The sequence below is a fragment of the Roseateles sp. P5_E8 genome, assembly GCF_054177665.1.
The window spans coordinates 69,884-77,256 of sequence record NZ_JBGCUM010000026.1; the positions used below are offsets into that span (position 1 = coordinate 69,884).

Genomic DNA, 7,373 nt, shown 5'->3' on the forward strand with positions numbered 1-7,373 from the left:
CATGACACAGCGCCGAGCTGTACTGACGCTGCTGTCCGCAGCGGGCCTGTCTTCCCTGCAATCAGCCCGGGCAGCGGAGCCGCTGCGCATCAGCATCCCGCAGCTGTCGCCCAGCTCGCAGGAGCATGCRAGCTATTTCCCGCAGCTGCTGCGGCTGGCACTGGAGAAGACCCGCGCCAGCGATGGACCGTTCGAGATCCGTTACTACGAGCAGGCCATGAGCGGCGCGCGCCAGTTCGCCGAGCTAAGGAACAACGGCGCGATCAACCTGATCTGGGATGGCAGCAACGCCAGGCGCGAGACCGAACTGCTGCCCGTGCGCATCTCGCTGCTGCGCGAGCTGAACGACTACCGCGTTTTCCTGATCCGCAAGGACGACCAGGCCCGTTTCCGGACCGTGCACACGCTGGCCGACCTGAGCCACTTCACGGCCGGCGCAGGCGAGAACTGGCCCTCGACCGCCGTGCTGCGCGCCAACGGCCTGCCGGTGGTCACGTCCATCGGCTACGAACAGCTCTTCGGGATGCTGGCTGCCCGCCGCTTCGACTACATGCCACGCGGCGTCTATGAGGCCTCGTTTGAACAGCGCCAGCACAACGGCCTGGCCATCGAGCAGGGTCTGTTCCTGCACTACAGCGTGCCTTTCTACTTCTTCACCAGCCGTCAGAACCCGGCCCTGGCGGACCGCATCGAGCGCGGCCTGCGGGCGGCGCTGGCGGACGGCAGTTTCGACCGCCTGTTCCGCAGCATTCCCAGCTTCAAGCGCAGCCTCGACGAGATCCACGCCGGCAAGCGCCGCGTGCTCGAACTCCAGTTGCCTCCCGATGCGCGTATTGCCAAGCCATGACGACAACGCCCACGCTGGTCTTCTCACACGCCAACAGTTATCCCGCCGGCTGCTACCGCCTGCTGTTCGAACGCTGGCGCGCGGCGGGCTGGCGCGTCGAGGCGCTGGATCGCTTCGGGCACGACCCGCGCTTCCCGGTCACCGGCGACTGGCGCCGCCTGCGCGACCAGCTCATCCATTTCATCGAGAGCGACGTCAAGCCGGATGGCCCCGTCGCCCTGGTCGGCCATTCGCTCGGCGGCATGCTGAGCCTGATGGCCGCCTGCCGCCGCCCCGACCTCGTCGACCGCCTGGTCATGCTGGATTCACCGGTCGTCTCCGGCCTGAAGGCCGCCGCCGTCGCAGTGGCCAAGACGACCGGGCTGATCCATCGCTACGGCCCGTCCAAGATTGCCCGCGAGCGCCGCCACGTCTGGCCCGACCGCGAGGCCGTGCACAAGCACTTCTCTGCCAAGAAGATGTTCGCCCGCTGGGACCCGCGCGTGCTGGCCGACTACATCGCCGCTGGCTTCGAGGAGGCCGACGGCCAGGTCCAGCTGCGCTTCCGGCGCGAGGTCGAAGCCCACGTCTACCGCACCCTGCCCCATCACCTGCCCTTGCTGCTGCGCCTGCGTCCGCCGCAATGCCCCGTCGCCTTCGTCGGCGGCACGCGGTCGGCCGAGCTGCGCCAAGCGGGCGCGGCGGCGTCCAAGAAGCTGGCCGGCGAGCGTTGGCGGTGGATGGAGGGCTCGCACCTCTACCCCTTCGAGAAGCCCGAGGAAACAGCGGACTTGGTGCTGGACCTCTTGACTTAGGCCGCGGGCCGAGCGCTGGGCCGCTCCCAAGCCGGCCCGCGGGCGATGTGCTTTTGGCTTAATGCCAAAAGCATCGCCGTCCCCTCGGGGGACCGACTGGGTTCGCCCGCGTTCAGCGCGGCGAGACCGGGCGAGGGGCAGACCAATCTACAATCGCAATTTCCCACCTCAGCATGCTGTTCTGCGTGCTGCAAGACATGACCAAATACGTCTTCGTCACCGGCGGTGTGGTGTCCTCCTTGGGTAAGGGCATCGCGTCGGCCTCCCTGGCTGCCATCCTCGAATCGCGCGGCCTCAAAGTCACCCTCATCAAGCTGGACCCGTACATCAACGTCGACCCCGGCACGATGTCGCCCTTCCAGCACGGTGAGGTCTTCGTCACCGACGACGGCGCCGAAACCGACCTCGATCTGGGCCACTACGAACGCTTCATCACGACCCGGATGAAGCGCACCAACAACTTCACGACCGGCCAGATCTACAAGACCGTGCTCGAGAAGGAACGCCGCGGCGACTACCTCGGCAAGACGGTGCAGGTGATCCCGCACATCACCAACGAGATCCAGGARTTCRTCAAGCGCGGCGCCGAGGGCGTCGACGTGGCCATCGTCGAGATCGGCGGCACGGTGGGCGACATCGAGTCCCTGCCCTTCCTCGAAGCCGTGCGTCAGATGAGCCTGCGCGCCGGCCCGACGAACACGGCCTATGTGCACCTGACCTACGTGCCCTGGATCGCCGCGGCCGGCGAGCTGAAAACCAAGCCCACCCAGCACACGGTGCAGAAGCTGCGCGAGATCGGCATCCAGCCCGACGCGCTGCTGTGCCGCGCCGACCGCCGCATCCCCGACGACGAGCGCGAGAAGATCTCGCTGTTCACCAACGTCGCGGAGTACGGCGTGATCTCGATGTGGGACGTGAACACCATCTACAAGGTGCCGCGCCTGCTGCATGAGCAGGGACTGGACCAGCTCATCTGCACCAAGCTGCAGCTCAACACCAAGAGCGCCGACCTGAAGCGCTGGGACAAGCTGGTCTACGAGGTCGAGAACCCGACGACCGAAGTCACCATCGCCATGTGCGGCAAGTACACCGACCTGTCGGACTCGTACAAGTCGCTCAACGAGGCGCTGCGCCATGCCGGCATCCACAACCATGCCGGCGTGAAGATCGAGTACGTCGACAGCGAGACGCTGACGCCCGAGACGGTCGCCTCGCTGGGCAAGTTCGACGCCATCCTCGTGCCCGGCGGCTTCGGCAAGCGCGGCGTGGAAGGCAAGATCCTCGCCGCCCAGTACGCCCGCGAGCACAAGGTGCCGTATCTGGGCATCTGCCTGGGCATGCAGGTCGCAACCATCGAAGTGGCCCGCCACCTGGCCGGCCTGGAAGGCGCCAACTCCACCGAGTTCGAACCCGACACGCCCCACCCCGTCATCGCGCTCATCGACGAATGGCAGGACGCCGACGGCAGCATCCAGAAACGTGACGAGAAGAGCGACCTGGGCGGCACCATGCGCCTGGGCGCGCAGAGCTCCGACGTCAAGGCCGGCACGCTGGCCTTCGACATCTACGGCAAGGTCGTCACCGAGCGCCACCGCCACCGCTTCGAGGCCAACGAGCATTACCTGGACCGCCTGCAGCAGGCCGGCCTCGTCATCTCGGCCATCACCCAGCGCGAGAAGCTGACCGAGATGGTCGAGCTGCCGCGCGAGGTGCACCCCTGGTTTGTCGGCGTGCAGTTCCACCCCGAGTTCAAGTCCACGCCCTGGGGCGGCCACCCGCTGTTCACGGCCTTCATCAAGGCCGCGCTGAATCACAAGGCACAAGCATGAAGCTCTGCGGATTCGATGTCGGCATCGACCAACCCTTCTTCCTGATCGCCGGCACCTGCTCGATCGAGGGCCTGCAGATGTCGCTCGACGTGGCCGGCCTGTTGAAAGAGGCCTGCACGAGTCTCGGCATTCCGCTGATCTACAAGGGTTCGTTCGACAAGGCCAACCGCTCGTCCGGCACCACCAAGCGCGGTGTCGGCATGGAAGCCGGCCTGAAGATCCTCGACGAGGTGCGCCGCCAGACCGGCCTGCCGGTGCTGACCGACGTGCACGATGCATCACAGGTGGCCGAGGTCGCCAGCGTCGTGGACGTGTTGCAGACCCCGGCCTTCCTGTGCCGCCAGACGGATTTCATCCGCGCGGTCGCGCAGTCGGGCAAGCCGGTCAACATCAAGAAGGGCCAGTTCCTCGCCCCCTGGGACATGAAGAACGTCATCGACAAGGCCCGCGCCGCCGCGCGCGAGGTGGGCCTTTCCGAAGACCTCTTCCTCGCCTGCGAGCGCGGCGTCAGCTTTGGCTACAACAACCTGGTTGCCGACATGACCAGCCTGGCCGAGATGCGCAACACCAGCGCACCGGTGGTCTTCGACGTCACCCATTCGGTGCAGAAGCCCGGCGGCCTCGGCGGCTCGAGCGGCGGTGCCCGCGAGATGGTGCCCGTGCTGGCCCGGGCCGGCGTGGCCGTGGGTGTGGCCGGTCTGTTCATGGAGACTCATCCGAACCCGGCAGAGGCTTTCAGTGACGGCCCCAACGCCGTGCCGCTCAAGCACATGAAGACGCTGCTGGCGCAACTGGTGGCGCTGGATCGCGTTGTCAAGCAACAGCCTTTGTTAGAGAACGACTTCTCCTGCTGAACACATGGCCGCCTACATCCTCGCCAACGTCAAGGTCACCAACCCGGAACAGTACGAGGACTACCGGCGCCTCGCGTCGCTGGCCATGAAGGAGCACGGCGCCGAGGTGCTGGTGCGCGGCGGCAAGACGACGGTGCTCGAAGGCGACTGGACGCCCGAGCGCGTCGTGCTTTTGAAGTTCCCGTCAACCGAGGCCGCTCAGGCCTTCTATGACTCGCCGGAGTACGGCGCAGCGCGCGAAGCCCGCGAGGGCATCGCCGTGATGCGCATGGTCTTGATTGACGGCGTCTGACCGCGTGCCGGTCGTTGCACTGCTGCTCGGCGCCCTGTTTGGCGGCTTCGCTTCCGAGAGTTTGATGGGCGCCTTGCTAGGCGCCGCCGTGGGCTGGCTGGGTTGGCAGCAGATGCAGCAGGGGCGGCGCATCGCCAGCCTGGAGCAGCAACTGCTGGCGCGCGCGCCAGCACCGGCGTTGGCGCCTCAGCCCGCTGTCGTGCAAGCACCTCCTGTCATAGCGCCTGACCCTGCGCGCGTGCCCGTGCCAGAGCGGACCGAAGCGGCCGTCGCCGTCACCGCTCCGACGGTCATCGCAACACCTGTCGCGTCATCTCAAGCTCCCAAGCCAACACCCCCGCCGGCCCCCGCGCCTGTCCCGCGCCGCCCAATTCCCATGCCCGCCTGGGCCCAGCGCATCGCGGCGGCCAACACCATCGTCAAGGTCGGGCTGGCGATGCTCTTCCTCGGCCTCGTTTTCCTGGCCCGCTTCGCGGCCGAGAACGTCACGGTACCGCTGGAAGTGCGCTTGGCCGGCATCGGCGCCACCGGCGTCGCGCTGCTGACGGTCGGCTGGCGGCTGCGGCTGCGCTCGCGTGGCTACGGCCTGCTGCTGCAGGGCGGCGGCGTGGCTGTGGTCTACCTGACGCTGTTTGCCGCCGTCAAGCTGGCCGGCCTGCAACCGCTGGCGCTTGTGTTTGCACTGATGCTGTCGGTCTCGCTGCTGGCTGCGCTGCTCGCCGTGAAGCAGGACTCGCAGGCGCTGGCCGTCGTCGCAGCCTTGGGCGGCTACGCGACCCCGCTGCTGCTGTCGACTGGCGGCGGCGCCATCGCCATGCTGCTGGGCTACTACCTCGTGTTGGGCCTGGGCGTGGCGCTGGTGGCCTGGTTCAAGCACTGGCCGCGTCTGAACCTGATCGCCTTCAGCTTCACCTCCATCGTCGCCGGCGCCTGGGGCGCCACGAGCTATTCGAGCGCCGACTATGCCGTCGCCCAGGGCTTCCTGATCGCCTTCTGGCTGCTGTTCACTGCCGTGCTGCTGATGCCCGGCCGGCGAGCGCAGGCGCCCGAGGTCTGGCTACAGGCCTCGCTGCTGTTCGGCGTGCCCGTCTTCGGTTCGGCCATGCAGTACATGCTGCTCAAGCCCGATTCCATGGCCATCGCCTTCGCCGCGCTGCTGATTGGCGGCGCCTATGTGGGCCTGGCCGCGTGGGTGCGGCGCCGCCCGGCGCATGCGCTGGTGTTCGAGGCCTTCATCGCGCTGGGCGCCGTGTTCGGCACGCTGGTCATTCCATTCGCGCTAAGCGCTGAGGCCACCGCCGGCGCCTGGGCGCTGGAGGGCCTGGGCGCCGTGTGGCTGAGCCTGCGCCAGCGCCGCCTGCGCGTGCTGGCCAGCGGCCTGGCGCTGATGGCGCTGGGCGGCTTCACACTGCTGTGGTCGCTGTCTCGCGGTGACGCTTCTCATGCGCCATCGCAATTGCTCAACGCGCTGCTGATCGCGGCGGCCGGGCTGGGCGCCGCGCGCTTCCTGGGACGCGACGACAGCCGGCCCTGGCATGCGGGCGTCGCGTTCGCGCTGGTCGGCTGGGGCACGGCTTGGCTGGCGGTTGCGGCGGGCATCGTGCTCGACCAGTGGGTGCCGGCACCGCACGAGTGGGCCGTCAGCGTCGCGCTGATCGCCGCCATCAGCGCGCTGCTTCTGGGCCTGCAGGCGCTGTGGCGCTGGCCCACGGCCGCGTGGCCGACGGCATTGCTGCTGCCGGCCTGGGGCTTGCTGGGCATCCTGGGCACGGTGCTGCACGGCGCGCCGCTGTCGGCGGGTGGCGTGTGGGCACTGCCGCTGGCCTGGGCCGCTCAGGCGCTGGTGCTGCAACGCACGGCGCCGCACTGGCCCGCGCTGCTGCGCAACGCCACGCATGCCGGCAGCCTGCTGGCCTTCGCGCTGCTCGGCGCCCTGCAGGGCCGTCACTGGACGGCCGACCTGGGTGACCCCGGCAGCGCCTGGGGCTGGCTGGGCTGGCTGCTGGTGCCGGCGCTGTTGCTGGCCGCCGTGCTGCGTCAGCAGAAGCGCGCACCCGAGCAGCAGGCCTGGCCGCTGCGCCTGGCACCTGTGGCCTACGCCCAGGCCGGCGCGGCCGTGCTGAGCCTGGCGCTCGCCGCCTGGGTGCTGATCGCCAACTGGGCCAGCCCCGGCAGCGCCCAGCCCCTGCCCTATATCCCGGTGCTGAATCCGCTGGACCTCGGCATCGCCGCCGCACTGCTGGCCGTCGTCGCCTGGCTGCGCAGCCCGGCCGCCGCAGCGATCGGCCTGCCGCAACAGGCTCTTGCCGTGCCCGCCGGCCTGGCCTTCCTGTGGCTCAACGGCATGCTGATCCGCTGCTTCCACCACTGGGGTGGCGTGCCGTACCACGTCGACGGCTGGCTGGATTCACGCGGCGTGCAGACCGGCCTGGCCCTGCTGTGGAGCGCGCTAGCCCTGGTGCTGATGCTGCTTGGCACACGCCGCCACCAACGCGCGCCATGGCTGACCGGCGCCGTGCTGCTGGGCGCCGTCGTGCTGAAGCTGATGGTGTTCGACCTGCAGGGCAGCGGCACCGTGCTGCGCATCGTCTCCTTCATCGGCGTGGGCGTGCTGATGCTGGTGATCGGCTATGTCGCGCCTCTGCCCGGTTCTTCTGGTTCGGCCCGAGATGAAAAAACGCCTGTTTGAACTGCTGATGCTGCTGGCCGCCACCTCGGCCAGCGCCGTGCCGTACCGCGCTCCCGTCCAGGTCACCC

6 protein-coding genes are annotated in these 7,373 nt (G+C 68.5%); all 6 read left to right on the plus strand.

The features are described 5' to 3' along the window. The first annotated feature begins 1 nt into the window (after position 1). The 6 genes from ACXRVZ_RS16215 (at position 2) to ACXRVZ_RS16240 (ending at position 7,305) form a co-directional block, all read left to right on the plus strand. On the plus strand, positions 2 to 847 hold the full coding sequence (locus ACXRVZ_RS16215; RefSeq protein WP_458232578.1) for a substrate-binding periplasmic protein: 846 nt from the start codon (positions 2 to 4) through the stop codon (positions 845 to 847). After that, positions 844 to 1,641: an alpha/beta fold hydrolase gene (locus tag ACXRVZ_RS16220; protein ID WP_457426544.1), complete on the plus strand. Its 798-nt coding sequence runs from the start codon at positions 844 to 846 to the stop codon at positions 1,639 to 1,641. The genes ACXRVZ_RS16215 and ACXRVZ_RS16220 overlap by 4 nt, the downstream gene beginning before the upstream one ends. A gap of 197 nt (positions 1,642 to 1,838) precedes the next feature. Beyond that, positions 1,839 to 3,470 (plus strand): CTP synthase, encoded by a 1,632-nt coding sequence (locus ACXRVZ_RS16225; protein WP_458232582.1) that lies wholly within the window; start codon positions 1,839 to 1,841, stop codon positions 3,468 to 3,470. Next, entirely contained in the window at positions 3,467 to 4,324 is an 858-nt protein-coding gene (gene kdsA, locus ACXRVZ_RS16230) for a 3-deoxy-8-phosphooctulonate synthase (protein ID WP_457426540.1), read from the plus strand. Before ACXRVZ_RS16225 ends, kdsA begins: the two co-directional genes overlap by 4 nt. A 4-nt stretch (positions 4,325 to 4,328) precedes the next feature. Then, a complete protein-coding gene (locus ACXRVZ_RS16235; RefSeq protein ID WP_457426538.1) occupies positions 4,329 to 4,616 on the plus strand; it encodes a DUF1330 domain-containing protein in 288 nt (95 codons plus the stop codon). A 376-nt stretch (positions 4,617 to 4,992) separates the two neighbouring features. Beyond that, positions 4,993 to 7,305, plus strand: a complete 2,313-nt coding sequence (locus tag ACXRVZ_RS16240; protein ID WP_458232579.1) for a DUF2339 domain-containing protein — start codon at positions 4,993 to 4,995, stop codon at positions 7,303 to 7,305. Positions 7,306 to 7,373 lie beyond the last annotated feature (68 nt).

Excerpts from the sequence above, each read along its gene's own strand:
- ACXRVZ_RS16220 (WP_457426544.1), top strand. The coding sequence starts at position 844 with ATGACGACAACGCCCACGCTGGTCTTCTCACACGCCAACAGTTATCCC.
- kdsA (WP_457426540.1), top strand. The coding sequence starts at position 3,467 with ATGAAGCTCTGCGGATTCGATGTCGGCATCGACCAACCCTTCTTCCTG.
- ACXRVZ_RS16235 (WP_457426538.1), top strand. The coding sequence starts at position 4,329 with ATGGCCGCCTACATCCTCGCCAACGTCAAGGTCACCAACCCGGAACAG.
- ACXRVZ_RS16240 (WP_458232579.1), top strand. The coding sequence starts at position 4,993 with ATGCCCGCCTGGGCCCAGCGCATCGCGGCGGCCAACACCATCGTCAAG.